The following is a 23,896-nucleotide window of genomic DNA, read 5'->3' as shown; positions in this document are numbered from 1 at the left end:
CGAAGTACTGTTAGAGGCAACAGGATACGCCTTGCGCGCATCCCGTTGCACATTCAACTGAGGAGATCGTCCGCGCGCGTCAGTGCAGCTTGACGCGCGGCAGCGTCGTACGGTGCAACCAGTGCGCGAAGGTGTCGAGCACCATGCGCGGATAGCCGTGCAGCGCCGCGATATGCAGCCGGTACAGCGACATGTACATGAAGCGCGCGAACAGCCCTTCGATCAGCATATTGCCGCCAATCACCCCGCCCATCAGATTGCCGACCGCGCTGAAGTGGCCGAGCGAGACCAGCGAGCCGAAGTCGCGATAAGTGAATTCCGGTAGTGGCCTGTTGTCGAGGCGCGCCGCCAGTCCTTTCATCAGAAAGCTCGACTGCTGATGCGCGGCCTGCGCGCGCGGCGGCACGTTGCGCTCGTTGCCCGGCCACTCGCAGGCCGCGCAGTCGCCGAGCGCGAAGATGTTGTCGTCGATCCCGGTTTGCAGCGTACGGCGCACGACCAGCTGGCCGAGCCGGTTGACCGGCAAGCCGTCGAGCTGACCGAGCACAGCCGGCGCCTTGATGCCCGCCGCCCACACGGTCAGATCGGCCCGCACGGTGTGACCGCTCGCGGTGCGGATGTAGCCCGGCGCGACCTCGGCCACCGTCTCGCCGATCATCAGCTTCACGCCGAGCCTGGTCAGCAATTCGGCGGTGGCCGTGGAAACGCGCTCCTGCAACGCGGGCAGAATGCGCGGCCCCGCCTCGATCAGCACGATGCCGACGTCATGCCGCGGATCGAGCTTGTGCAAGCCATACGCGGACAACACCTGCGCGGTATTGCGCAACTCCGCCGACAACTCGACCCCCGTCGCGCCGCCGCCGACGATCGCCACCTGAATGCGCGGCTCGCTGGACGTCCACGTGCCGGGTCCCGGTCTCGACTCGACGGGTTCGTGCGCCTGATGTTCGGCGCGCACGCATGCGGCGATCAGGCGCTTGCGGAAACGCTCTGCCTCGCTGACCGTATCCAGTGCTATGGAGAATTCGGCCGCTCCCTTGACGCCGAAGAAGGCCGTGGTACTGCCGATCGCGATGATCAGCGTGTCGTACTCGAGCTCGCGTTCGGGCAGCAGTTCAGCGCCGTCGTCGTCCAGCACGGTGCCGAGCGTAATGCGTCGATTCGTGCGGTCGAGTGCGGTCAGGTCGCCTTGCTGGAACGCGAAGCCATGCCAGCGCGCCTGCGCCGCGTACGGGAGCTCCTGCGTGAACGGGTCCATGCTGCCCGCCGCCACCTCGTGCAGCAGCGGCTTCCAGATATGCGTCGGATAGCGGTCGACCAGCGTGACCTGGGCCTGCGCGCTGCGCCCCTTCTTGTCGGCCCCATAGCGATCGCCAAGACGCGTCGCCAGTTCCAATCCTCCCGCACCTCCGCCAACGACGATAAATCGATGCATTGCACTTCTCCGTGTAGCCGATGAATTATCTGTCGCGACGCTGCGCATGAATGCGCCGTCCTGAACCGATTGTCCTCGACCCGCCTAAGAAGTCACAAGTCGCCAAAACCCATGTGTCACATGCGCACGACGTTATCGTGCGCATGTCACGGGCATGTCAATGCGCTTCCTCCCAGTTCAGGCCCGCACCGACCTCGGCGACGAGCGGCACCTTCAGCGCGGCGACGCCGCACATCAGTTCTGGCAGGCGCTTGCGGACTTCGGACAACTCAGCGTCGGGCACTTCGAGGATCAGTTCGTCATGCACCTGCATGATCATCCGCGTGCCGATCTTCGAGCCTTCGATCCAGTTCTGCACGGCGATCATCGAAAGCTTGATCAGGTCGGCCGCGGTACCCTGCATCGGCGCGTTGATCGCGGCACGCTCCGCGGCCTGGCGGCGCGGACCGTTGCCGCCGTTGATCTCGGGCAGCCACAGACGACGGCCGAACACCGTTTCGACGTAGCCCTTCGCCTTCGCGCTCAAACGCGTCTCGTCCATATAGCGCGCGACGCCGGGATAGCGCGCGAAGTAGCGGTCGATATAAATCTTCGCCGCATCGCGCGTGATGCCGAGGTTCGATGCGAGTCCGAACGCGCTCATGCCGTAGATGAGCCCAAAGTTGATGACCTTCGCGACGCGCCGCTGATCGCTCGACACTTCGAGCGGCGTCACGCTGAAGATTTCCGACGCGGTGGCGCGGTGAATGTCCTCGCCCTGCGAAAACGCGCGCAACAACGATTGGTCGCCCGAGATGTGGGCCATGATGCGCAATTCGATCTGCGAATAATCGGCGGAGACGAGCTTGTGCCCGAGCGGCGCGATGAACGCCTCGCGGATGCGCCGACCTTCGCCGGTACGCACCGGAATGTTCTGCAGGTTCGGATCGTTCGACGCGAGCCGCCCCGTCACCGCGACGGCCTGCGCGTAGTTCGTATGCACGCGGCCGGTGTGCGGATTGACCATGCGCGGCAGCTTGTCGGTATAGGTCGACTTCAGTTTCGACAGGCCGCGATGTTCGAGCAGAATCTTCGGCAGCGGATAGTCTTCGGCGAGCTTCTGCAACACCTCTTCGTCGGTGGAAGGCGCACCGCTCGGCGTCTTCTTGATGACCGGCAGTTCGAGCTTCTCGAAGAAAATCTGACCAATCTGCTTTGGCGAGCCGAGGTTGAATTCGCCGCCGGCCAGTTCGTACGCCTTGCCTTCGAGTTCGATCAGACGCGTGGCGATCTCACTGCTCTGCTGACGCAGCTTCTCCGCGTCGATCAGCACGCCGGTCCGCTCCATCTTGCGCAGTACGCGCGAAGTCGGCACTTCGATCTCGCGATACACATGGTCGAGCGACTTCTCCGCGGCGATCTGCGGATACAAGGCCTGATGCAAACGCAGCGTGATGTCTGCGTCTTCGGCCGCATATTCGGCGGCTTTGTCGAGCGCGACTTCGTCGAACCCGATCTGCTGCGCGCCCTTGCCCGCGACCTCTTCGTACTTGATCGTCTTCACGCCGAGATGACGCAGCGCGAGGCTGTCCATGTCGTGCGTGCGATGCGATTCGAGCACGTACGACTCGAGCAGCGTGTCATGCTCGACGCCGCGCATTTCGATGCCGTAATTCGCGAGCACCTGTTCGTCGTACTTCAGATGCTGGCCGACCTTCTTGTGCTCGGCGCTTTCGAGCCACGGCTTGAGCTTCGCGAGCACTTCGTCGCGCGGCAGCTGCACCGGCGCGTCGGGGCCGCGATGCGCGAGCGGCACATACGCGGCGCGGCCCGCTTCGACCGACAGCGACAAGCCGACGATCTGCGCGATCATCGGATCGAGCGACGTGGTCTCGGTATCGAACGAGGTCAGCTCGGCCGCATTGATCCTGTCGAGCCACGCGTCGAGCTGCTCCCATGTTTGCACGGTCTCGTAGTGGCGCTCGTGATCGACGGACAACGCGGGGGGCACGTCGGTTTCCGGACCTTCGACCGCATCGGCGATTTCGACTTCGCGCAGCCACGTCTTGAAGCCGTGGCGCGTAAACACCTCGCGCAACTCTTCGCGCGATTCGGGAAGGCTCGGCAAACTCTCCTCGATCGACACGATGTGCCCGGTCAGATCGCAATGACGCTCGACTGTGACGAGCTTGCGCGCCATCGGCAAAAAGTCCAGCGCGCGGCGCAGATTCTCGCCGACCGCGCCCTTGATCTCGCTCGCATGCCCGACGATGCCATCTAGCGACTCATATTGCGTCAGCCATTTGACCGCGGTTTTCGGACCGCACTTCTCGACGCCCGGCACGTTGTCGACGGTATCGCCGATCAGCGACAGATAATCGATGATGCGCTCCGGCGGCACACCGAACTTCGCGACCACGCCTTCGCGGTCGAGCGTTTCGTTGGTCATCGTATTGACGAGCGTCACGCGGTTCGACACGAGCTGCGCGAGGTCCTTGTCGCCGGTCGACACGACCACGTTCATGCCGAGCTTTTCCGCTTCGGTGCACAGCGTGCCGATCACGTCATCCGCTTCGACGCGATCGATCATCAGCAGCGGCCAGCCGAGCGCACGCACCGCGACGTGAATCGGCTCGATCTGACGGGCAAGATCTTCCGGCATCGACGGACGGTTCGCCTTGTATTCCGGATACCAGTCGTCGCGAAACGTTTTGCCCTTGGCGTCGAACACGCACGCGCTATACTCTGCTGTGACTTCCTTGCGCATGCGCCGCAGCATGTTGATCATCCCGTAGAGCGCACCCGTCGGGCCACCCTCGGGACCGCGCAGATCAGGCATCGCATGGTAGGCCCGGTACAGATAACTCGAACCGTCGACCAACAGCAGGGTCTTACCTTCAAGGCTTCGTTCTTCAGGCATTATGACTAAGAGAAAAGTGATTCCGAGTCTGCGATCGCTCGCAGATCAAGAGCGCGCAACGGCCAAGAAAGCCCGCGCATCGTGGCAGATGTTCACGATTATGGCAGAGTTTATCGAGGCGACCGAGTACCTGTCGGAGATTCGCCCGGCGGTCAGCATCTACGGTTCGGCGCGCCTGAAACCGAACTCGCCGTACTACAAACTCGCCACGCAGATCGCGCGCAAATTGTCGGATGCTGGCTTCGCGGTGATCTCCGGCGGCGGCCCCGGCATCATGGAAGCGGCCAACAAGGGCGCGCATGCGGGCAAGGCGCCTTCGGTCGGTCTGAACATCGAGTTGCCGCACGAGCAGTCGGGCAACCAGTGGCAGGACATCTCGCTGCGCTTCCGCCATTTCTTCACGCGCAAGGTCACGTTCGTGAAGAACTCGGACGCGGTGATCGTGATGCCCGGCGGCTTCGGCACGCTCGACGAACTGGCCGAAGTGCTCACGCTGATCCAGACCAAGAAGTCGCGCCATGTGCCGATCATTCTGGTCGGCGCCGAGTTCTGGGAAGGTCTGCTCGCGTGGTTCAAGAGCGCTCTGATTCCGATGGGTTTGATCAATCCGACCGACATCGATCTGATGCAGGTGATCGACAATCCGGACCAGGTGCTCGAAGCGGTGCTCAAGTTCTACGAAGACCGCGAGGAAGGTGAAGTTCATCCGGTCAAGTCGGAAGAAGACCGGATGTTCTACCTGTGATGGCAAGAGGCTGCGCGCCTCGCATTGCGCGTAGCACGATGCCTATCGTCGCGCACATGGCGGGCAGCCTTCGGGCTGCCCGCTTTCGTTTAGCAGGCCAGTTTGCGCGCGCTGACTGTCAACCGGATTGGCGAACAAATCGTTTGCACGCTTGCCGTCCGGCGCTAACGTGCTCAGTTGGTACTCGAAGCTCGCAATCTGAACGAACTCACCTCACCCGAAGCCGCGCTCGCGCCCATGCCGACGTTGCGTGAGATCTTCAGCGGCTTTCTCGACCTCGGTCTCATTTCATTCGGCGGCGCGTTGCCGCTCGCGAGCCATCTTCAAAGCGGCACATCCAGCGTAAGCGGGCTGTTTATCAGTGCCTCGGCCTGAGTTACTGAAACGCGACTTCCGCGAAACTCCGCAGCTTGCGGCTATGCAATCGATGCAGCCCATTCATCCGCAGCAGTTCCATCGCCTTCACGCCGATCTGCAGATGCTGATCGACCTGCGCGCGATAGAACTGATCGGCCATGCCCGGCAGCTTCAGCTCGCCGTGCAGCGGCTTGTCCGACACGCACAGCAACGTGCCGTAAGGCACGCGGAAGCGGAAGCCGTTCGCGGCGATCGTCGCGCTTTCCATATCGAGCGCGATTGCACGGCTTTGCGACAGCCGCTGCACCGGCTCGCGATGATCGCGCAGCTCCCAGTTGCGATTGTCGACGCTCGCCACCGTGCCCGTGCGCATCACGCGCTTCAGCTCGACGCCGTCGAGCTGCGTGACCTGCGCGACCGCGCGCTCGAGCGCGACCTGCACTTCGGCGAGCGCCGGAATCGGCACCCACAGCGGCAGATCGGCATCGAGCACATGATCTTCGCGCACATAGCCGTGCGCGAGCACGTAGTCGCCGAGACGCTGCGTGTTGCGCAGTCCCGCGCAGTGGCCGAGCATGATCCACGCATGCGGACGCAGCACCGCGATGTGATCGGTGATGGTCTTCGCATTCGACGGCCCGACCCCAATGTTGATCATCGTGATGCCGCTGCCGTCCGCGCGTTTCAGGTGATAGGCCGGCATCTGCGGCAGACGTGGCGGCAGCGTGCCCTCCTGCGCCTGCTCGCCGAGATTCTCGTTGTAGGTAATGACGTCGCCGGGCTCGACGAACGACGTGTATTCGCTGCGATAGGCGCGCAATTCCTCGTCGTCGGTACGGGCCATCATGCCCCGGCCGAGCTTGACGAATTCGTCGATATAGAACTGGTAGTTGGTGTACAGCACGTAGTTCTGCACATGCGTCGGCGAGGTCGCCGTGTAGTGCTTCAGCCGATGCAGTGAAAAATCGACGCGCGCCGCCGTGAACAACGCGAGCGGATGCGGCTCGCCCGGCAGCGGCTCGTACGTGCCGTTGACGATGCGGTCGTCGAGCAGCGCGAGGTCCGGTATATCGAAGATGTCGCGCATCAGGAACAGGCGCTCGCGGTCCAGATCGCCTTCGAGGTGGATGCCCTCGGCGAACGCGAAATGAATCGGAATCGGCTGGTCCGACACACCGACCTCGATCTGCACGTGATGATTCTTCGCCAGCAGCCGCAGTTGCTCGCGATAGTAGTTGCCGAACAGGTCTGGCCGCGTGACGGTCGTCTCGAACACGCCCGGCCCCGCGACGAAACCGTACGAGCGACGTGAATCGACGTGCGTGTTGACCTCGGTACGCACGCGCACGAACGGATAGCAGGCGCGCACGCGATGGTCGAACTGCTCGTTGCGGCGATAGCGCGCGAACGCATCGCGCAGGAACGACGTGTTCGCCTCGTAGATCGCGGCGAGGCGGGTGACGGCCTCGGCCGCGTCGTCGAAGCCTTCGGTTGGGAAGCTGTTGGCGGGAGTCTGCACCGTGCGCTGATTGATATCGTTGTTGATCATCATCGTTCACCCTTTTTGATGAGACGACATTACCACGGAACCCGCTGTTGCCAAATGTCGGCGGCGACGCTTGCAACAGCGCCCGCGAGAACGCGCGCAGGTTGCGCGAAAGCGGCGCAAAATAAGGCTTGGCGCCCGTGCGTCAGGCCGGATTTGCTAGAATCTGGCACCCAATCGGAGAATCACCATGAAGCTGCTCCTTCCCATCGCTGTTGCGCTGGCTCTGGCCTTCGGCAACGCCGCGATGGCTGCCCAGCCCGTCGACGAACCGCCGGCCGCCGGCGTGCCCCAGTCCGGCAATGAACGGGCCGGTCTGCCGGACCTGGACAAGATCAATCGTCCGGCCGCAGAGGTCAGCTCGAAGGTCGACATCAACGTTCCGCGCACGCCGAGCTTTCACGAAGTCAGCCCGAACGGCACCGAAATCACCGAATTCCGCGACAAGGGCAAGCCGGTCGAAATCGACGTGCATTCGAATTTCGGCACCCGCTACCAGATGAGCGCGTCGCCCGACACGTCGCCCACCGTCCACGACAGCGGCAAGCCCAGTACGCGCTTGCCATCGGTGAATCTCCACTATTGATCGTTACGAAAGCGGCACGCCGGCAACGGCGGCCGCGGCGCGACCGCGCCCCCGCTCAACCCGATCGCGGCCGCTGCGCGATGAACCCGCGCTGAATGCGGCGACGCTTGCACTTCGCCGTTCCGCATTCGTCGCCCGCTCCGCCTCATTCGTTTGTCTCACCTCGCACTGGCCGCACCGCGCCAGCCCGAACAACCTGATCCGACGTTTCCGCATGGCCGTCTTCACCGCTGTCAACGAATCCCAACTCGCAGAATGGATGAGTCACTACGATCTCGGCGATGTCGTCGAGTTTCGCGGCATTTCGTCCGGCATTGAAAACAGCAACTTCTTTCTGACGACGACGCGCGGCGAATACGTGCTGACGATTTTCGAAAAGCTGACAGCTGAACAACTGCCGTTCTATCTGAACCTGATGCGGCATCTTGCCGCGCATCGCGTGCCGGTACCGGATCCGATGCCGCGTCTCGACGGCGCGCTGTTCGGCATGCTGCTCGGCAAACCCGCGACCATCGTGACGAAGCTCGAAGGCGCACCCGAACTCTCGCCGGGCGTCGAGCATTGCGTCGAGGTCGGCCAGATGCTCGCGCGCCTGCACCTCGCGGGCCGCGACTATCCGCGCTATCAGCCGAACCTGCGCAGCCTGCCGTGGTGGCGCGAAACCGTGCCGACGATCCTGCCGTATCTGGAAGGCGAGCAGCGCGATCTGCTGGCGTCCGAGCTTGCGCATCAGGAAGCGTTCTTCGCCTCCGCCGATTACGCGGCAATGCCCGCGGGCCCGTGCCACGCCGACCTGTTCCGCGACAACGCGATGTTCGCTCACGCGGCGCCCGACACCGGCCACGAAGTGCGGCTCGGTGGTTTCTTCGATTTCTATTTCGCCGGCTGCGACAAGTGGCTGTTCGACGTCGCGGTGACGGTCAACGACTGGTGCGTCGACCTCGCGACCGGCAAGCTCGACGCCGAGCGCACCGAGGCGCTGTTGCGCGCGTATCAGACGGTGCGGCCGTTCACCGTCGAGGAAAACCATCACTGGGGCGACATGCTGCGTGCGGGCGCATACCGTTTCTGGGTCTCGCGCCTGTATGATTTTCATTTGCCGCGCGCGGCCGAACTGCTGAAGCCGCACGACCCCGGTCATTTCGAACGCATTCTGCGCGAGCGCCTGCACGGCGTCGCGAATCCAGGCATCCATACCTCATGCAACTGATCGAAGTCCCCGCGAAAACCGGCTATGTGTGGTTCCGCCAGGGTATCTGGCTGTTCCGCAAGAATCCGCTCGCCTTTCTGACGCTGTTCTTCACCTATTTGCTGGTGATGACGCTCGTGTCGCAGATTCCGGTGGTCGGCGGCGTGTTGCCGCTATTGTTCATTCCCGGTGTCGCGGTCGGCTTCATGGCCGCATGCCGCAACACGATCGCGGGCAAACCGGTGTTTCCGACCATCCTTGTCGACGGCTTTCATTCGTACGGCCCGGTGGTCGCGCGGCGGCTGCTCGTGCTCGGCGTGCTGTATGTCATCGCCATGGCGCTCGTGCTGGCCGGCTCGGCGCTCGCCGACGGCGGCATGCTGCTGAAGGTGATGCTCGGCAACGCGTCGATGGACGAGAACACGATCGCCAACAGCAATATCCCGCTCGCGGTGATCACCGCGCTCGCGTTCTACATACCGGTCGCGATGCTGTTCTGGTTCTCGCCCATCCTCGCCGCCTGGCACGACGTGCCGCCCGTCAAGGCCATGTTCTTCAGCGTCGTCAGTTGCTGGCGCAATCGCGGCGCTTTCGTCGTATTCGCGGCGCTGTGGTTTGCAGTCGCAACGGTCGTGTCGATCGGGCTGTCCGTGCTGATGCAGGCGCTCGGCGCGGCCGACTTCGCGTTCGCGATCCTGATGCCCGCGACGATGATCGTCACGACCATGCTGTACTGCTCGTTCTACGCGACCTATCGCGGCTGCTTCGGCGTGCAGACGCCGCAAACGCCGGATCTGCCGACCACGCCGGCGGCCTGATCCGTCGTTCCCGCGCGGGAGCCGTTCTGGCGCCCGCGCGCACCTTCCCGACGTCTCTGTCGACACACCTGTTCCCGACGCTCGGCATCCTGAATCGACTTGCGGCACAATGGTTTGCGTGCAATCCATTTGCACGCTCTTTTGCCGAGATGAATCATGACCCAGCGCCCCGCTCTCCCCTTCACGCTCGACGAGCAACTGTGCTTCGCGCTCTACTCGACCTCGCTCGCGATGACGAAAGCGTACAAGCCGCTGCTCGAAAAGCTCGGACTCACGTATCCACAGTATCTGGCGATGCTCGTGCTGTGGGAAACCGACGACGTCACCGTCAAGGACATGGCCGCGCGCCTGAATCTCGATCCGGCGACGGTCACGCCGCTGCTCAAGCGCCTCGAAGCGCAGGGACTCGTCGAGCGCGCGCGCGGCACCGACGATGAGCGCCTCGTCTACATTCGCCTGACGGGCGCGGGCAAGGCGCTCAAGCGTCAGGCGCGCGACGTGCCCGGCGAGATCTTCTGCGCGACGCAGCAGACGGCGGACTTCCTGCTGCGTCTGCGCGACGACCTCACACGCCTGCGCACGACGCTCAACGACTTTATGGACCAGTAGCGCGATAGTTGAAAAGGACTAGTTCCGGTTCCATCGAAAAATTAATTTGTACACAAATGATTTGTGTACTATCTTGGTCATCTGTCGCTTCGCTAGCGCTTCGCCAGACCGGCGAACCGGCAGCCAGCGGCAAACAAGCCAACCCTGACACCCCAGACTAGGAACCGCACCATGAACATCCTCTACAAAGCAAGCGCAAGGAGCACCGGCGGCCGCGACGGCCGCGCCGTATCGTCGGACGATGCATTGGACGTGAAGCTGGCGGCACCGCGTGAACTCGGCGGAAATGGCGCAGCAGGCACGAATCCCGAGCAGCTGTTTGCAGCCGGCTACTCGGCCTGTTTCCTGAGCGCCATGAAGTTTGTCGCCGGCCAGCGCAAACAGGCCCTGCCGGCCGACACGCAGGTTTCCGCCGACGTCGGCATCGGTCCGAACGACAAGGGCGGCTTCGCGCTCGACATCGACCTGCGTATCACTCTGCCGGGTCTGGCTGCGGACGCTGCCAGGGAACTGGTGGATGCAGCGCACCAGGTCTGCCCGTACTCGAACGCTACGCGTAACAACGTCGCGGTTCGTCTGCACGTCGCTTGAGGTCAGGCCGGCCGTTGCGCCGATCAGCAATGCTCAAGAAGAACCGCTCGCGGCGCATTACCCTGCGCCGTCGCGAGCAGCGCCCGCACCCTGCACAATAGGGCCGGGCGCTGATTGTTTTCGCGCGCACGGCACGCATCCTGCGTAGCCGGTCCTCGACCACCTTCAGCCCGACTGCCTGTCCCGATGACACGCGCCCGCCGCCTGCACGACAGCTTCGACTCCGGCCTCGTCCGGTTCCGCCGCGATCTGCGCAGCACCGATCATGCCGCGCTGTACTACGCGCCCAAGCATTGCGAGCGTATCTGGTGCGTGTTCGTGTTCGACACGACGATCCTGCAGCCGATTGTCGATGCCCGGCAGACGCGCCATCCAGGCGAGCCGGTGCAGGATCGCCACACTCGACCAGTTCGGCTTCGCGCCTGGCAACCTGACGGACTTTCAACTGCCCGCCGGCATGAGCGGCGCCCAATAGCTGCTCGACGATTTCCTCACGCGCATCGACAGCTACGCGGAACGGCGCGATTTCCCCGCTGCGAAAAGCCGAGCTATCTGTCGGTGCATCTGCGCTTCGGCACGGTGTCGATCCGCACATTGGCGCGGCTCGCGTACGAGATGTCGCTGCAACCCGACGGCAAAGGCGCCGCGACGTGGCTGTCGGGACCGATCTGGTGGGATTTTTACTTCATGGTCCTCGCGCACCACCCGCGCCTCGCGAAAGGCGCGCCGTTCAAGCCGGAATACGAGCAGTTGCACACTGGGAAAAAGGCCGCTCGGCCGACGCAGCGTTCGCCGCCTGGTGCGACGGCCGCACCGGCTATCCGCTCGTCGATGCCGCGATGCTGCAGTTGAACCAGACCGGCTATATGCACAACCGTCTGCGGATGGTCACGGCAAGCTTCCTCGCGAAGGATCTCGGCATCGACTGGCGGCTCGGCGAGCGATACTTCGCCGATTTGCTGAACGACTTCGATTTCCCGGCGAACAACGACGGCTGGCAGCGGGCCGCCTCGACCGGCTACGGCGCGCAACCTTACTCCCGTATTTTCAATCCGGTCACGCGATCCGAAAAATTCGACCCCGACGGCGCTTTATCAAACGATATCTACCGCAGCTCGCGAACTTGCCGGCAAAATGGATTCGCGCGCGGTGGCTGGCCGGCGCGGAGCGGCTCGCGGAATTCGGTGCATGGTACTGGGCGGGAATTTCCCGAACGGATCGTCGACCAGGCACAGGCCCGCGAGCGCACACTGGCCTGATACGGAAAGTGAGTGCCTGCTCACATTATTGAATAAGAAAGTCTGAAGGGGGCGAAGATGCGCCGTCTGCCGTCGCTGCTCGTGTTTTTGATCCTGACGCTGGCGGCCGGCTGGGCCGCGAGTCTGTCTCTGCCGGACGCGTGGTACACGGGCCTGCAAAAGCCTGTGTTCAATCCGCCGAACTGGGTTTTCCCTCCGGTCTGGACCGTACTTTACGTGCTGATGGCGTTTTCCGCGTGGCGCGTGTGGAAGCGCGACGGCCTGACCGCGGCGATCGTACTGTGGGTCGTGCAGCTGGTGTTCAACGCCGCGTGGATGTGGCTGTTTTTCGGCCTGCATCGGCCGGAGACGGCGCTGATCGACATCCTGATTCTGCTGCTACTGATCGTGATGCTGACGTATGTGTTCTGGCGGCGCGATCGCCTCGCGGGCATTCTGCTCGTGCCGTATGTCGTGTGGGTCGCGTACGCCGCGCTTTTGAACTACGCGTTGTGGCAGCTGAATCCGGCTGCTTGAGTGGAGTCTGCCGAGCGGTCGCGAAGGCCGCGCGATGAGAAAAGGGGAGTGCGCGACACGGGCACTAGCCTGATCGCCAACCCCAAACACCAGCGCCTCACCACGCGCCGATGTTCCGATTGCTGACGGCCTGATGCCGATTACAGGCAGTCGGCTTAGCCGTAGTGCTGGCTCATCCACGACGGACGCGCGTTCGTCTCTTGATCGAGCTTGCGCATGCGGAATTCGAGATCGTAGAGATCGGTCGCTTCAGCGAGATAGGCATCAGCGCGCTCCTTCGCGAGCTGGTCCGGCGACTTGGTCAGAAACAGGAACAGGCGGCTGATCAGATACATGGTTCACCTCGGCAATGATAGCTAGGCGGTTACGCCTAAGGGATAACCCGTATTATAGGGAAAACCCTGATTTCATGCCACTGCTCATTTTCGAGGTGTTGCTCGGACGTCACCGCCCGATCGACGATGCCGCCAATCCTTCCGCGATGCGGCCCGCGTCCGCACGACGCTGATGCCGGAAAAACTCCCACAGCATGGCGCTCGCGTCCGGGCCCTTGGACGAATGGAAGGGCAGCGCATCGTCCCCGCCGGCCCATGCGTGACCCAGCCCCTGCACACGACAAACCCGTACCACGCGCCGCCCGCCGCGCAGATAATCGCGCATCACGACGCCATTTTTGCGGTCCTCGCGCGTCTCGCCGGCTTTGCGCGCGCCGTTTGCGTCAATGAGGCGGTTCAGACGCAGAAACTGTGTCGCCAACTGGTCCGCGTTGACCGGCGCCACCACATGGTCGGCATCGCCGTGGACGATCAATGCCGGCATGCCCGGGTATTGCGCGACGTTCGTGGTTTCGTCGACGAGTTCCGCCGGCTCGCGACGCGCGCCGCGCCGCATCACGTCCATCGCGGTAATGCCGGAGCGCGCCTCGCCGAAAGCGGGGCCGGAATGCAGCGCGACCGCGGCGAAATGCCCGGGGTACTTGACGGCCAATAGCGCGGTCAGCCCCGCGCCCGCCGAAATCCCCGCCACGTAGACACGCGCGCGGTCAAAGCCGTGCTGCTCGACCAGCGAATCCACCAGCGACACGACCGCGCGCGCTTCCGCGCCGCCCGCGTTATCGCCGGCATCGTACCAATGCCAGCAGCGGTGCGAGTGCGCGTGCTTCGATTGCTCCGGATACACGACCGCGAAGCCGTGGCGGTCGGCGAGCAGGTTCATGCGCGTACCCTCGGCGAATTCGTCGATCGACTGCGTGCAGCCATGCAGCATCACGACCAGCGGCATCGCCTCATGCGCGTGCCCGGACGGGATATAGAGCCCGTACTGCAGGTGATTGACCAGCCGGCCCGGCGCGGCCGGCGCGGAATGGAACGAGCGCGTCCACGCGCCGCTCGCCCACGCTGCCGCGCGTGGACGCACGCGCGACTCGCGCGGCGCTTCGCGTTTCATCGGCGTGCGTAGCGCGGCAGCCGGCTTCAGTGGATGAGCCTTGCTCGACGGTTTCGTGGTGGCGGCGCGAACCGGTCGCGCCTGCGCTCGCTTGGCGGTTTTTTGCGCGTGTTCGGTTTGGATCGCGAGCAGGCGCTTGAAACCACGCAGCCAGATTTTCGACAGGCTTTTTGCCATCGGCGATAACCTCGCAAAAGAGACAAATGCGGACCCCAAAACTGCGGATCAGATGAAGTTGTGCAATGCACAATAACATCATTTTTCCTGCGGTGCTGAACACAGCGCCGCTCTTCATGCCCCATTTCGATCGTCGCGAACCTTGCCGGGGCCCTGTCGTCAAACCACCTCGATAGCCGTTCGGCAGCCCACATTCGGCGTGCAAAAGCGCTGTGCGCCGCAAGACCGTCGCGCGACACCCGACTATACTGGCGGTTGATCTCCCGACCTGTCGATCCGGGCCGCATCGGCGTTTCGTGCCGGCCGCGCGCCGATTTCCACCAACCCGATTTCACGCGACCCGCGTCGCGCTCCCGCCATGCCCGATTTACCGATCCACCTGTGGTATTCGATCACCAGCCTCGGCGGCGCCGGCTTGACGCTGCCGCTCGCGCTCGCCATCGCGCTGTGGTTGGCGGTCGGCTACTCGTGGCGGCTCGCGGCCTGCTGGCTCGCGCTGCTCGGTACCGCGATCGGCGTCGTGACCGTGACCAAGCTCGCCTTCCTCGGCTGGGGCGTCGGCGTGCGCGAGCTCGATTTCACCGGCGTCAGCGGTCACTCCATGCTGTCCACGGCCGTCTATCCGGTCGCGCTGTTTTTGATGCTATTGCCCGCGCGCCGCGCCGTCCGGCTGCTGGGCGTGCTCGGGGGGCTTGCCGCCGGCCTGGCGGTGGGCTTGTCGCGCGTCGTGCTGAGCGCGCATTCGCCGTCCGAAGCCGTGACTGGCTGCCTCGTCGGCGCGCTCACCGCGCTCGTGTTCGTGCGCATCGCGTGGAATGCGGAGCCGGGCCGGCTGTCGGCGCTCCCGGTCACCGTCAGCCTGATGGTGCTGGCAATCCTGATGCACGGCGTGCACGTGCCCACGCAGCGCTGGGTCACGCATATCGCATTGAAGGTGTCCGGCCACGACCGGCCGTTCATTCGCGCGACATGGCGGGCCCCACGCTACATTCGACCGTCGGCCGCGCCGCTGTCGCAAACGCGCAATACGCTTGAGCCGATGCGCGCCTCGGACATCTGAGCACGCTGCGCCGGCCCTTCCGCCGCGTTTTCAAGCTTCCTTTTACAGTTTCGTAGCACTTCCCTCGCTTCACGCCATACGTGAAGCGCTGCGCCGAATCGACCGTTTCGCCCACCGCTATAACCGCGCATATATTACGATAGCGTTTTTAAGCCACTGCTTCCCGTTCACGTCAGACTCCAGGTCCTTCATGACACGCTCTTGCCATCTGAAGCAGTACGCGCTGTGCGTCGCAGCCGCCGCCCTCGTGGTCAGCGTGAATGCCCACGCCGATGAACTGGTGGTCTCGGCCGCCGCCAGCCTGACCAATGCGTTCAAGGCGGTCGGCGACGCGTTCGAGCAACAGCATCCGGGCACCAAGGTTCTGTTGAACTTCGGCGCGTCCGACGTGCTGATGCAACAGATCGTCAAAGGCGCGCCCGCCGACGTATTCGCGTCCGCGGATCAGAAGGCAATGGACAAGGCCGCCGCCGAAAAGGTGATCGTGCCGTCGACGCGGCGCGACTTCGCCGCCAACTCGCTGGTGCTGATCGTGCCAGCCGACAGTCATTTCGCGCCCGCCAACCTCAACGCGCTGACGACCGCGCACGTCAAGCGCGTCGCGTTCGGCGATCCGGCCTCGGTGCCGGTTGGCCGCTACACGCAGGGCGCGCTTCAGGCCGCCGGCGTGTGGGACGCGGTCAGCGCGAAGGCGGTGCTCGCGTCGAACGTGCGTCAGAGCCTTGATTACGTCGCGCGCGGCGAAGTCGACGCCGGCTTCGTGTTCGGCACCGATGCCGCGATCATGCCCGACAAGGTCAAGATCGCGCTGAACCTGCCGACGCAAACGCCGATCAGCTATCCGATCGCGCAGGTCGAAGGCAGCCATCACGCGGCCGACGCGCAAGCCTTCATCGACTTCGTGCTGTCGCCGGCCGGCGAGGCGGTGCTCGCGAAGTACGGCTTCAAGCCGGCGCATTGATTCACGGGGAGAGCACACGCTCATGCAACAGGCCTGGGTTCCGCTGCTGCTATCGCTGAAGGTCGCAGGCTGGGCCACCGCGCTCACTCTCGTGCTCGGCGTCGCGGCCGCGCTCGGCCTGTCGCGCTGGCGCTCCGGCGCGCGCGACGTGATCGATTCGCTGCTGATGCTGCCGCTCGTGCTGCCGCCCACCGTGCTCGGCTATTACCTGCTCGTGCTGCTCGGCCGACGCGGCGTGATCGGCGCGTGGCTCGACCGCTTCGACATCCAGCTCGTCTTCACGTGGCAGGGCGCGGTGATCGCGTCGACGGTGGTCGCGTTTCCGCTCGTGCTGAAGTCCGCGCGCGCCGCCTTTGAAGGCGTCGATCCGCAGTTGGAGCGCGCGGCGCGCACGCTCGGCGTCAGCGAAGCCGCGGTGTTTTTCCGCGTGACGCTGCCGCTCGCCGCGCGCGGCATCCTCGCGGGCGGCCTGCTCGCGTTCGCGCGCGCGCTCGGCGAATTCGGCGCGACGCTGATGATCGCGGGCAATCTGCCAGGCCGCACGCAGACACTGTCGGTCGCGGTCTATTCGGCGGTGCAGGCCGGCGACGACAGCACCGCCAACTTCCTCGTGCTCGTGACATCGGTCGCGTGCGTGACGATCCTGCTGCTCGCGGGGCGTCTCGTGCCGCAGCACACGCTTCTGAGAGCCCGCTGACATGCCGCTCAACGTCGCCATCCGCAAGACCTTCGAGACCGCCGGGCGGCGCTTCACGCTCGACGTCGCGTTCAGCGCGAGCACGCAGCGGCTCGTGCTGTTCGGGCCGTCGGGCGCGGGCAAGAGCCTGACCTTGCAGGCGATCGCCGGCTTGCTGCGTCCCGATGAAGGGACCATCACGCTGCACGGCACCACCTTGTTCGATAGCGCGGTCGGCATCGATCAGATGCCGCAGGCGCGCAAGATCGCGTATCTGTTTCAGGACTACGCGCTGTTTCCGCATCTGAACGTGCGGCAGAACATCGGCTTCGGGCTGCACCGGGGCTGGCTCAATCCGCGTGCGCGCGGCGCGCATACGCAGGTCGATTACTGGCTCGATGCGCTCGAATTGAGGGGCTTGGCGGGCAATCACCCGGCGCAGCTGTCGGGCGGGCAGAAGCAGCGTGTGGCGCTCGCGCGCGCGCTGGTTTCGCAGCCGCGCCTGCTGCTGCTCGACGAGCCGTTTTCCGCACTGGATAGTGAGTTGCGCCAGCGCATGCGGCGCGAGCTATCGGACCTGCAAACGCGGCTCGATATTCCGATGGTGCTGATCACGCACGATCCGGACGACGTCGCCGCATTCGGCGATCAGGTCGTGCAGGTCAGCGACGGCCACGTGCGCGAGGATCATCCGTTCGCAGGATATGCGCGCAGCGAGGCGTCGCCTCGTTGAGCGGGTGGCATTGCGCTTCCGTTACGCCCCGGCAACCTCAATCCTTCACGCCAAGTATCACGCTCGACGCCTTGAACACCGCGACCGCGCTCGCGCCTTCCTGCAAACCGAGCACGTCGACGCTGCCATTGGTGACGACCGCCGTGACCACCGCGCCGCCTTCGAGCCCCAGCGACACTTCCGCGTTCACCGCGCCGCGCTTCACGCTGTGCACGGTGCCAGACAACTGATTGCGCGCCGACAGGTTCAACGGCGCATCGCGATCGCCATCACCCGGTACGAGCAAAACGACCCACGACGCCTTGATCAGCGCAAACGCCGCCACGCCGACCGCGAGCCCGAGGGCTTCGGTGCTCTCGTGCGTGAGCACGGCGACGATCGTGTGGCCGCCGGGCAGCGCGAGCGACACTTCGTCGTTGACGGTGCCGCGCTCGATCGCCGACACCGTGCCGTAGAACTGATTGCGCGCGCTCGTCTTCACGCCGATGCGGCCGATCAGGTCCCAGTCCGTCGCGAAGCCCTCGCCAATCGCCGCGCCCGCGCGTTCGAGAAAGCGCCGATGCTCGCGCTCGACCGCGCGAAACGTCTCGATCAGCTTCACCGCGCGCGGCGTCAGCGTCGTGCCGCCGCCGCCCTTGCCGCCGGTCAGACGCACCACGAGCGGCTCGCCGGCGAGGTTGTTCATCGTGTCGATGGCATCCCACGCGCCTTTGTAGCTGATGCCGACCGCCTTCGCCGCGCTCGTGATCGAGCCGGTCTCGCCAATCGCCGCAAGCAGCGCGATGCGGGCCGCGCCGCCGAGCGTCTGCGTGCCCGCCTGAAACCAGACGGAGCCGCCGAGTTCGAGGGCATCGCGGGGAGGATCGGGGCGCTCGATGGTCATGGCAGAGAGTGGTTGAGGGTACGTGTAGGGCGGCGAATCATTATAGCGACGCGCCCTTCTACCGCTGGCCCCTACGCTTGCCGTTCACCACGGCACGACTCTGCCGAGGTAATCGAGATAATGCAAACCGGCACGGCCCTCGTAAGCGTCGATCGTGCTGACCAGGTTCGGGATGCTTTCGTCGATGCTCAGACGCGCGTCCGGCCCGCCCATATCGGTTCGCACCCAGCCGGGCGCCATCAGCAGCAGGGTTCTGGTATCGCTTCGGTGACGTGCGGCAAAGCTGCGCATGAACATGTTGAGCGCGGCCTTGCTGCCGCGATAGACCTCGTAGTTGCCATTCTCGTTGTTGGCGACGCTGCCCTGCCCCGACGACATCACGCCGATCGTGCCAGTCGGCCGAACGAGATCCTGCAGCGCCTCGACGACCCGCATCGGACTCAACGCGTTCGTCACCATCACCCGCACGAATTCGTCGGTCGATACATCCGCGATCGTTTCACTATCGTCGTTCTTGACGCCGGCGTTGACGAACAGCAGGTCGACCGGACGTCCTTCGAGGCGGCCCCGCAACGCGGCGACCTGTTCGGGCATCGTGATGTCGACCGTTTCGACTTCGAGTGCGTCATGTGACGCCGTCGCAAGCTGAAGGAGCCTGGTCGTGGAATTTTGCCTGCCGGTCGCGATGACTCGCCAGCCGCGCTTCAGATACTCCTCGACCATCGCGAAGCCGAGGCCGCGCGAGGCGCCGATCAGAAGCACGGTTTTTTGCTGGTTTGCGGGTTGCATGGAACGTTTCCTGTCGATGGACTCGGGTTAAAGCCGGTCCAGGAAATATAGTCCCGCGTGATACAGCGCGGAAGATGCAATGCTTGCACTTACCGACCGTGAATCGTCGACAATGAGCAAGCGCCCGAACCAGGAGACCGCGCGATGTCACCCTCTCGTGAATACTGGTTCCCAGCCAAACGCTATGGCTGGGGTTGGGGCCTTCCCCTGCGCTGGCAAGGATGGCTGACGCTGCTCGCGTATTTCGTGTTGCTCGGGGTGGTCGTTTTCCGGTTTCTGGAGTTGACCCGCTTTCGTGGACACCTATCCTTTGGAACAGGAGGTGTCCATCGGTCAAGGCCGGGCGCACACCTGCATCACAGCCAGCGTGCGCCCTTGGGTCGGCCGTATTCCCGCGCTTTCGAGCGGCAGCCGGTCGATCTGATTCTTGAATACGGCCGTGAGATTGCCGTGGCGTTCCGGGCTGCACCAAACCTGCCCCTCCGACCACTCGGACAGCTTGCGCAGTTCGACGACCTTCGGATGATCTGCCGGGACGCTATCGGCGAGCGGCAGGCCGTGCGGGTCGAATACCCGCGTTTGCGCTCCGAAATGACGGAGGATGCGCTCGGCTTCGAGCGTCAGCAGCCGGCTATAAGACGTTGCTCGCAGCGACCCATAAAGCAGCAGGATGCGTGGCGGATGCGTTGAAGTGGTCACGGGTGCCAGCTTGTCCACGTCCGGTATATCGAGGTGAATAGGGCTGACGTTCGGCAGATCACTCGTCACGATCCGTTTCTCCCCAAGTTGGGCGCGGCGTTCCGCTGCCCTGATTCGTACCATGCTTGCGAACGGTTCACGACCCCCACGACGAGCAGCATCACGGGGACCTCGATCAGAACCCCAACCACCGTCGCCAGTGCGGCACCCGAATGAAAGCCGAACAGGCTGATTGCGGTGGCCACGGCGAGTTCGAAGAAGTTGCTCGCGCCAATCAGACTCGACGGGCCAGCGACGCAATGTGCGACGCCCAACTGGCGGTTGAGCAGGTAGGCCAGTCCCGAGTTCAGAAACACCTGAATGAGGATTGGCACGGCGAGCATCGCGATCACCAGCGGCTGCTCAACGATCTGCTGACCCTGAAACGCAAACAGCAGGACCAGCGTCACGAGCAAGGCGCAGATGGACCAGGGACCGAGACGGGCAACGACGCTACGGAAATGCTCTTCGCCCTTTCGAAGAAAGCGTTGGCGCAGCAGTTGCGCGAGGATGACCGGGATCACTATGTAAAGGCCAACCGAAGCGATCAGTGTGTCCCAAGGCACTGTAATCGCGGACAGCCCGAGCAGCAACGCGACGAGTGGCGCGAACGCCACGACCATGATCGAGTCGTTCAGCGCGACCTGCGACAGAGTGAAATACGGGTCGCCCTTGCACAGCTGCGACCACACGAAGACCATTGCCGTGCACGGCGCGGCGGCGAGCAGGATGAGACCTGCGAGGTAGCTGTCGAGTTGCTCGACGGGCAGCCACGGCCTGAACACGTGACGAATGAACACCCAGCCCAACACGGCCATCGAGAACGGTTTGACGAGCCAGTTGACCGCGAGCGTCACGCCGATGCCGCGCCATTGGCTGCCGACCTGCTTCATCGCCGAGAAGTCGATCTTGATGAGCATCGGGATGATCATCACCCAGATCAGCACGCCGACGGGCAGGTTGACGTGCGCGACTTCCATGCGCCCGAGCGCCTGAAATGCGCCCGGCAACAACTGGCCGAGTATCACGCCTGCCACGATGCACAGCGCGACCCACACCGTCAGATAGCGCTCGAAGAAGCCGATAGCCGGGCGCGCTACTGCACGAGCCTCAGCGCGACTCATTGGTTTCCTCTGCCGGACGCTCGCCAATGGCACGCATTTCGCGCCGGATTGCGTCGTGGTTGAGCGCGTGCAGCGGCAGGTTCACGAACTGGCTCACGCGATTCATGATCTGTCGATAGATCTTGTCGAAAACTTCGCGCTTCTCGTCGTCGGTTCCCTGCCAGGCTGCGGGATCTTCAAAGCCCCAGTGTGCGCTGATCGGCTTGCCGGGCCAGATCGGGCAGACCTCGCCCGCGGCCTGATCGCATACGGTAATGACGAAGTCCATCTGCGGCGCGTCGGGCGTTGCGAACTCGTCCCAGCTCTTACTGCGCATCCTGGCGGTGTCGTAGCCCAGTGCCGCGCATTTCTCGATCGCGAACGGATTGACTGCGCCGGATGGATGGCTGCCCGCGCTGTACGCGCGAAACTGTGCTTTGCCGAGCACGTTGAACAGCGCCTCGGCCATGATGCTGCGTGCGCTGTTGCCGGTGCAGAGAATCAGTACGGAATACGGTTTGCCGCTCACGTGCGGCTCCGAAATGAAATGCTTGTCTGGGACGGAGCGCAGCAGGCTGCCGCGGATTCGTTTGCTGCCAATGCCTGGGTATGAGATTGCCCATAGATGGGAGCCGATTCGAGGGTCAGGAAGGTTTCCCAGGCCACGCCTTGCGGATCGACGGTCCACGCCTTGTCCGACTTCGCGTAACAGCATGTCGTGCCGCTCTGGTGCTGCACGGGAACTTCAGCGGCGGCGAAGCGCGCGTTCATCTCTGCCAGTTCTTCATCGGTTTCGACCTGGATGCCAATGTGATCGACGCCAGGTTTCGCCCCGCGTTGCGAGATCGCGAAGTTCACGACGGGGTCGCTCAACTCCCACTTGCAGTAATCGCTCTTGATGACCGTCGGCTCGACGTTGCCAAACATCGCGCTGTAGAAGCGGATGCTGTCGGCAAGATTGTCCACAGCCACGTGAATGTGCATGCGTTTCATGTTTCGTCTCGGCAACAGTTGGAAAGGTCGCTCGCGGCGCACGATGCACCGGAGCAGCAGTTCTCTGTGAGGAAGCCGATCAGCGACGTCATCGCGTCGAAGTTTGCGGTGTAGATGACGAAGCGCCCTTCCTGTCGCGGACTCACCAGTCCGGCGTGTGTCAGGTCTTTCAGGTGGAATGAAAGGCCGGAAGGCGAAATGCCTAACTGCTGCGCTATTTCGCCAGCCGCCATGCCTTCGGGGCCGGCAACGACGAGCTGGCGAAAGATCGCGAGACGGGATTCGTGAGCGAGCGCGCCGAGCGCGCGTACGGCATTGATCGTGTCCATAAAGACACTATATCCACTTCACCGTTATATTTCAATATTTGTTGAAATGTCGCAATTTGGTCAGTGGTTCGCTCTTTGATGACGCATTTCGCTAGTCGGGACGGCTTGCGTACTGCGCAATCCCATTCCCAAACGACCAGTTCTCCTTCTCGACCTCGACGAGATTGATGAACACATCCTCGGGCCGCACGCCCGGCGACTTCCCGAGTTCATCGACGATGCGCCGGTAGAGCGCCTTCTTCTGCTCGACCGAGCGCGTGTTGCTAACGGTCAGCTGGATCACGACGAGATCGTCGCCGCGCTCGATATTCTGGTACTGCCGGTCATAGATCATGTTGTCGGGCGTGTGCTGGGTGATCAGCATGAACATGTCGTCCTTCGGCACGTTGAACGTGTCCACCAGCGAGCGCTGGATGCCGGCGCTCAGCGCCTGGCGGTAATCGGCCGGCTTGCCGGCGCGCAGTGAGATCCGGGTGAGCGGCATGATGGGGCTCCTTGTTTGCGGTGTTGGCTTGAACACAGCTTAGGCGCGCTCCGTCATAATAAACAGATATCTCTGTCTATTTCATCTATTTCTATCCGAAATGAAAGTCCTCGATCTCGATGCGGTGCGCGCCTTCGTGCTGGTCGCCGATCTGCGCAGCTTCACGCGCGCCGCGGACGCGCTCGACACCACGCAATCGGCCGTCAGCCTGAAGCTGAAGCGACTGGAGGCGCACCTGGGCAAGCAGTTGCTGGAGCGCACGCCGCGCATCGTGCGTCTGTCCCCCGACGGCCACGCGTTTCTCGGCGCCGCGCGCGAGTTGCTGAACGCGCACGAGCGCGCGCTCGGCGCGCTATCGGTGGAGCGGCGACGGCTCGTGCTCGGGCTCAGCGAGCACGTTGCGGGCTCCGATCTGCCGCACCTGCTCGGCCGGCTCAACGCACACGATCCGGGCCTCGTGGTCGAGTTGCATATGGGCACATCGGCGGCGTTGCTCGCGCAGTTCGACGAACGCCGGCTCGATGCGGCGATCGTCCGCTACGGCGCCGACGAACCGCCGCGCGATGACGCGCAGACGCTGTTCAGCGAACCGCTCGGTTGGCTCGCGACGCCGACATGGCTGCCGCGAGTCGGTGAGCCGCTAGCGCTCGCGCTATTGAGCCCGCCGTGCAACGTGCGTGAGGTCGCGTTGCACACGCTGACGGCGGCGGGGATCGCCTGGCAGGAGGTGTTTGTGGGTGGTGGCGTCGCGGCAGTGGGCGCGGCTGTGGCTGCTGGGCTCGCCGTGTCGCCGCTCGCGCGTCGGGTTGCGCCGCGCGGTCTGATCGACGTCGGCGCGCGGCTCAGCCTGCCGGCGCTGCCGGAATCGCGTGTGACGCTGCATTCGCGCGTGCGCGAGGCCCGCTCGGCGGAAACGCTGCGGCTGCTTGCAAACGGCCTCGCCACGGCGTGACGCCACGACCGATGCCACACCG

Annotated in this window: 27 protein-coding genes and 1 pseudogene; 15 read left to right on the top strand and 13 right to left on the bottom strand. The window is 64.0% G+C overall.

Annotated elements, in window-relative coordinates:
* Positions 1-79: 79 nt before the first annotated feature.
* Positions 80-1,435 (bottom strand): NAD(P)/FAD-dependent oxidoreductase, encoded by a 1,356-nt coding sequence (locus tag HWY30_RS23125; protein ID WP_090808401.1) that lies wholly within the window; start codon positions 1,433-1,435, stop codon positions 80-82.
* 157 nt (positions 1,436-1,592) lie between these two features.
* Positions 1,593-4,334 (bottom strand): DNA polymerase I, encoded by a 2,742-nt coding sequence (gene polA, locus HWY30_RS23120; RefSeq protein WP_090808399.1) that lies wholly within the window; start codon positions 4,332-4,334, stop codon positions 1,593-1,595.
* Between the two features lies 1 nt (position 4,335).
* Between polA and HWY30_RS23115 the strand changes: the two genes are divergently transcribed.
* Together HWY30_RS23115 and HWY30_RS43010 are read left to right on the top strand one after the other, a co-directional pair.
* Positions 4,336-5,079: an LOG family protein gene (locus tag HWY30_RS23115; RefSeq protein ID WP_035471771.1), complete on the top strand. Its 744-nt coding sequence runs from the start codon at positions 4,336-4,338 to the stop codon at positions 5,077-5,079.
* A gap of 177 nt (positions 5,080-5,256) precedes the next feature.
* On the top strand, positions 5,257-5,454 hold the full coding sequence (locus tag HWY30_RS43010; RefSeq protein ID WP_090808397.1) for a hypothetical protein: 198 nt from the start codon (positions 5,257-5,259) through the stop codon (positions 5,452-5,454).
* Position 5,455: 1 nt separating this feature from the next.
* Here HWY30_RS43010 and HWY30_RS23105 read toward each other — a convergent pair whose 3' ends face one another.
* The gene (locus HWY30_RS23105) at positions 5,456-6,982 is read right to left on the bottom strand and encodes an AMP nucleosidase (protein WP_409259241.1); all 1,527 of its coding nucleotides are present in this window, start codon (positions 6,980-6,982) and stop codon (positions 5,456-5,458) included.
* Between the two features lie 190 nt (positions 6,983-7,172).
* Here HWY30_RS23105 and HWY30_RS23100 point away from each other — a divergent pair, with 190 nt between their 5' ends.
* The 8 genes from HWY30_RS23100 (at position 7,173) to HWY30_RS23070 (ending at position 12,550) form a co-directional block, all read left to right on the top strand.
* Positions 7,173-7,568: a hypothetical protein gene (locus tag HWY30_RS23100; RefSeq protein ID WP_090808396.1), complete on the top strand. Its 396-nt coding sequence runs from the start codon at positions 7,173-7,175 to the stop codon at positions 7,566-7,568.
* Positions 7,569-7,782: 214 nt separating this feature from the next.
* A complete protein-coding gene (locus HWY30_RS23095) occupies positions 7,783-8,778 on the top strand; it encodes a homoserine kinase (protein WP_090808392.1) in 996 nt (331 codons plus the stop codon).
* Positions 8,769-9,575 carry a BPSS1780 family membrane protein gene (locus HWY30_RS23090; RefSeq protein ID WP_090808390.1) on the top strand — a complete coding sequence of 269 codons (807 nt, stop codon included), beginning with the start codon at positions 8,769-8,771 and terminating at the stop codon, positions 9,573-9,575. Before HWY30_RS23095 ends, HWY30_RS23090 begins: the two co-directional genes overlap by 10 nt.
* 156 nt (positions 9,576-9,731) lie before the next feature.
* A complete protein-coding gene (locus tag HWY30_RS23085; RefSeq protein ID WP_090808388.1) occupies positions 9,732-10,184 on the top strand; it encodes a MarR family winged helix-turn-helix transcriptional regulator in 453 nt (150 codons plus the stop codon).
* Positions 10,185-10,355: 171 nt separating this feature from the next.
* Complete coding sequence (locus HWY30_RS23080; RefSeq protein WP_090808386.1) at positions 10,356-10,775, top strand: organic hydroperoxide resistance protein; 420 nt, start codon at positions 10,356-10,358, stop codon at positions 10,773-10,775.
* Positions 10,776-10,961: 186 nt separating this feature from the next.
* The gene (locus tag HWY30_RS41775) at positions 10,962-11,627 is read left to right on the top strand and encodes a cryptochrome/DNA photolyase family protein (protein WP_244144967.1); all 666 of its coding nucleotides are present in this window, start codon (positions 10,962-10,964) and stop codon (positions 11,625-11,627) included.
* Complete coding sequence (locus HWY30_RS41770; protein WP_244144966.1) at positions 11,516-12,034, top strand: FAD-binding domain-containing protein; 519 nt, start codon at positions 11,516-11,518, stop codon at positions 12,032-12,034. The genes HWY30_RS41775 and HWY30_RS41770 overlap by 112 nt, the downstream gene beginning before the upstream one ends.
* Before the next feature lie 57 nt (positions 12,035-12,091).
* Complete coding sequence (locus HWY30_RS23070) at positions 12,092-12,550, top strand: TspO/MBR family protein (protein ID WP_090808383.1); 459 nt, start codon at positions 12,092-12,094, stop codon at positions 12,548-12,550.
* A gap of 155 nt (positions 12,551-12,705) precedes the next feature.
* Here HWY30_RS23070 and HWY30_RS23065 read toward each other — a convergent pair whose 3' ends face one another.
* Positions 12,706-12,885 carry a DUF3563 family protein gene (locus HWY30_RS23065; protein ID WP_090808381.1) on the bottom strand — a complete coding sequence of 60 codons (180 nt, stop codon included), beginning with the start codon at positions 12,883-12,885 and terminating at the stop codon, positions 12,706-12,708.
* A gap of 109 nt (positions 12,886-12,994) precedes the next feature.
* A complete protein-coding gene (locus tag HWY30_RS23060; protein WP_090808379.1) occupies positions 12,995-14,173 on the bottom strand; it encodes an extracellular catalytic domain type 1 short-chain-length polyhydroxyalkanoate depolymerase in 1,179 nt (392 codons plus the stop codon).
* Positions 14,174-14,531: 358 nt separating this feature from the next.
* Here HWY30_RS23060 and HWY30_RS23055 point away from each other — a divergent pair, with 358 nt between their 5' ends.
* The 4 genes from HWY30_RS23055 to HWY30_RS23040 all read left to right on the top strand — a co-directional run bounded on the left by HWY30_RS23055 (position 14,532) and on the right by HWY30_RS23040 (position 17,603).
* Positions 14,532-15,233 (top strand): phosphatase PAP2 family protein, encoded by a 702-nt coding sequence (locus HWY30_RS23055; protein ID WP_090808376.1) that lies wholly within the window; start codon positions 14,532-14,534, stop codon positions 15,231-15,233.
* A 190-nt stretch (positions 15,234-15,423) separates the two neighbouring features.
* Positions 15,424-16,194 carry a molybdate ABC transporter substrate-binding protein gene (gene modA / locus HWY30_RS23050; protein ID WP_090808374.1) on the top strand — a complete coding sequence of 257 codons (771 nt, stop codon included), beginning with the start codon at positions 15,424-15,426 and terminating at the stop codon, positions 16,192-16,194.
* 22 nt (positions 16,195-16,216) lie between these two features.
* On the top strand, positions 16,217-16,891 hold the full coding sequence (gene modB, locus HWY30_RS23045) for a molybdate ABC transporter permease subunit (protein WP_090808372.1): 675 nt from the start codon (positions 16,217-16,219) through the stop codon (positions 16,889-16,891).
* A gap of 1 nt (position 16,892) precedes the next feature.
* A complete protein-coding gene (locus tag HWY30_RS23040) occupies positions 16,893-17,603 on the top strand; it encodes a sulfate/molybdate ABC transporter ATP-binding protein (protein WP_090808370.1) in 711 nt (236 codons plus the stop codon).
* A gap of 37 nt (positions 17,604-17,640) precedes the next feature.
* Here the strand turns inward: HWY30_RS23040 and HWY30_RS23035 are convergent, their stop codons facing one another.
* The 8 genes and pseudogenes from HWY30_RS23035 to HWY30_RS23000 all read right to left on the bottom strand — a co-directional run bounded on the left by HWY30_RS23035 (position 17,641) and on the right by HWY30_RS23000 (position 22,922).
* The gene (locus tag HWY30_RS23035) at positions 17,641-18,486 is read right to left on the bottom strand and encodes a TOBE domain-containing protein (protein ID WP_090808368.1); all 846 of its coding nucleotides are present in this window, start codon (positions 18,484-18,486) and stop codon (positions 17,641-17,643) included.
* A gap of 84 nt (positions 18,487-18,570) precedes the next feature.
* Positions 18,571-19,275, bottom strand: coding sequence for an SDR family NAD(P)-dependent oxidoreductase (locus HWY30_RS23030; RefSeq protein WP_090808365.1), 705 nt, complete (start codon positions 19,273-19,275; stop codon positions 18,571-18,573).
* Positions 19,276-19,620: 345 nt separating this feature from the next.
* A pseudogene (locus HWY30_RS23025) lies at positions 19,621-20,043 on the bottom strand (NAD(P)H-dependent oxidoreductase); the annotation flags it as partial.
* Positions 20,040-21,137, bottom strand: a complete 1,098-nt coding sequence (gene arsB / locus HWY30_RS23020; RefSeq protein ID WP_090808363.1) for an ACR3 family arsenite efflux transporter — start codon at positions 21,135-21,137, stop codon at positions 20,040-20,042. The gene arsB and the pseudogene HWY30_RS23025, both read right to left, overlap by 4 nt.
* Positions 21,124-21,645, bottom strand: a complete 522-nt coding sequence (locus HWY30_RS23015) for an arsenate reductase ArsC (RefSeq protein WP_090808361.1) — start codon at positions 21,643-21,645, stop codon at positions 21,124-21,126. The genes arsB and HWY30_RS23015 overlap by 14 nt, the downstream gene beginning before the upstream one ends.
* Entirely contained in the window at positions 21,642-22,109 is a 468-nt protein-coding gene (locus HWY30_RS23010) for an ArsI/CadI family heavy metal resistance metalloenzyme (RefSeq protein ID WP_090808359.1), read from the bottom strand. The genes HWY30_RS23015 and HWY30_RS23010 overlap by 4 nt, the downstream gene beginning before the upstream one ends.
* The gene (locus HWY30_RS23005; RefSeq protein ID WP_018424160.1) at positions 22,106-22,438 is read right to left on the bottom strand and encodes an ArsR/SmtB family transcription factor; all 333 of its coding nucleotides are present in this window, start codon (positions 22,436-22,438) and stop codon (positions 22,106-22,108) included. The genes HWY30_RS23010 and HWY30_RS23005 overlap by 4 nt, the downstream gene beginning before the upstream one ends.
* Before the next feature lie 91 nt (positions 22,439-22,529).
* Positions 22,530-22,922 carry a tautomerase family protein gene (locus HWY30_RS23000; protein ID WP_090808357.1) on the bottom strand — a complete coding sequence of 131 codons (393 nt, stop codon included), beginning with the start codon at positions 22,920-22,922 and terminating at the stop codon, positions 22,530-22,532.
* A 100-nt stretch (positions 22,923-23,022) separates the two neighbouring features.
* On the opposite strand from HWY30_RS23000, the gene HWY30_RS22995 reads away from it, so the two are divergent.
* The gene (locus HWY30_RS22995; protein WP_090808355.1) at positions 23,023-23,874 is read left to right on the top strand and encodes a LysR family transcriptional regulator; all 852 of its coding nucleotides are present in this window, start codon (positions 23,023-23,025) and stop codon (positions 23,872-23,874) included.
* Positions 23,875-23,896: the final 22 nt, after the last annotated feature.

This window comes from Paraburkholderia tuberum STM678 (assembly GCF_902833905.1).
Lineage (GTDB): Bacteria > Pseudomonadota > Gammaproteobacteria > Burkholderiales > Burkholderiaceae > Paraburkholderia > Paraburkholderia tuberum.
Note: the sequence above shows the minus strand (reverse complement) of the source record. Positions and strands in the feature narration are given on the sequence as shown.

Excerpts from the sequence above, each read along its gene's own strand:
- HWY30_RS23125 (WP_090808401.1), bottom strand. The coding sequence starts at position 1,435 with ATGCATCGATTTATCGTCGTTGGCGGAGGTGCGGGAGGATTGGAACTG.
- polA (WP_090808399.1), bottom strand. The coding sequence starts at position 4,334 with ATGCCTGAAGAACGAAGCCTTGAAGGTAAGACCCTGCTGTTGGTCGAC.
- HWY30_RS23115 (WP_035471771.1), top strand. The coding sequence starts at position 4,336 with ATGACTAAGAGAAAAGTGATTCCGAGTCTGCGATCGCTCGCAGATCAA.
- HWY30_RS23100 (WP_090808396.1), top strand. The coding sequence starts at position 7,173 with ATGAAGCTGCTCCTTCCCATCGCTGTTGCGCTGGCTCTGGCCTTCGGC.
- HWY30_RS23095 (WP_090808392.1), top strand. The coding sequence starts at position 7,783 with ATGGCCGTCTTCACCGCTGTCAACGAATCCCAACTCGCAGAATGGATG.
- HWY30_RS23090 (WP_090808390.1), top strand. The coding sequence starts at position 8,769 with ATGCAACTGATCGAAGTCCCCGCGAAAACCGGCTATGTGTGGTTCCGC.
- HWY30_RS23085 (WP_090808388.1), top strand. The coding sequence starts at position 9,732 with ATGACCCAGCGCCCCGCTCTCCCCTTCACGCTCGACGAGCAACTGTGC.
- HWY30_RS23080 (WP_090808386.1), top strand. The coding sequence starts at position 10,356 with ATGAACATCCTCTACAAAGCAAGCGCAAGGAGCACCGGCGGCCGCGAC.
- HWY30_RS41775 (WP_244144967.1), top strand. The coding sequence starts at position 10,962 with ATGACACGCGCCCGCCGCCTGCACGACAGCTTCGACTCCGGCCTCGTC.
- HWY30_RS23070 (WP_090808383.1), top strand. The coding sequence starts at position 12,092 with ATGCGCCGTCTGCCGTCGCTGCTCGTGTTTTTGATCCTGACGCTGGCG.
- HWY30_RS23065 (WP_090808381.1), bottom strand. The coding sequence starts at position 12,885 with ATGTATCTGATCAGCCGCCTGTTCCTGTTTCTGACCAAGTCGCCGGAC.
- HWY30_RS23060 (WP_090808379.1), bottom strand. The coding sequence starts at position 14,173 with ATGGCAAAAAGCCTGTCGAAAATCTGGCTGCGTGGTTTCAAGCGCCTG.
- HWY30_RS23055 (WP_090808376.1), top strand. The coding sequence starts at position 14,532 with ATGCCCGATTTACCGATCCACCTGTGGTATTCGATCACCAGCCTCGGC.
- modA (WP_090808374.1), top strand. The coding sequence starts at position 15,424 with ATGACACGCTCTTGCCATCTGAAGCAGTACGCGCTGTGCGTCGCAGCC.
- modB (WP_090808372.1), top strand. The coding sequence starts at position 16,217 with ATGCAACAGGCCTGGGTTCCGCTGCTGCTATCGCTGAAGGTCGCAGGC.
- HWY30_RS23040 (WP_090808370.1), top strand. The coding sequence starts at position 16,893 with ATGCCGCTCAACGTCGCCATCCGCAAGACCTTCGAGACCGCCGGGCGG.
- HWY30_RS23035 (WP_090808368.1), bottom strand. The coding sequence starts at position 18,486 with ATGACCATCGAGCGCCCCGATCCTCCCCGCGATGCCCTCGAACTCGGC.
- HWY30_RS23030 (WP_090808365.1), bottom strand. The coding sequence starts at position 19,275 with ATGCAACCCGCAAACCAGCAAAAAACCGTGCTTCTGATCGGCGCCTCG.
- arsB (WP_090808363.1), bottom strand. The coding sequence starts at position 21,137 with ATGAGTCGCGCTGAGGCTCGTGCAGTAGCGCGCCCGGCTATCGGCTTC.
- HWY30_RS23010 (WP_090808359.1), bottom strand. The coding sequence starts at position 22,109 with ATGAAACGCATGCACATTCACGTGGCTGTGGACAATCTTGCCGACAGC.
- HWY30_RS23005 (WP_018424160.1), bottom strand. The coding sequence starts at position 22,438 with ATGGACACGATCAATGCCGTACGCGCGCTCGGCGCGCTCGCTCACGAA.
- HWY30_RS23000 (WP_090808357.1), bottom strand. The coding sequence starts at position 22,922 with ATGCCGCTCACCCGGATCTCACTGCGCGCCGGCAAGCCGGCCGATTAC.
- HWY30_RS22995 (WP_090808355.1), top strand. The coding sequence starts at position 23,023 with ATGAAAGTCCTCGATCTCGATGCGGTGCGCGCCTTCGTGCTGGTCGCC.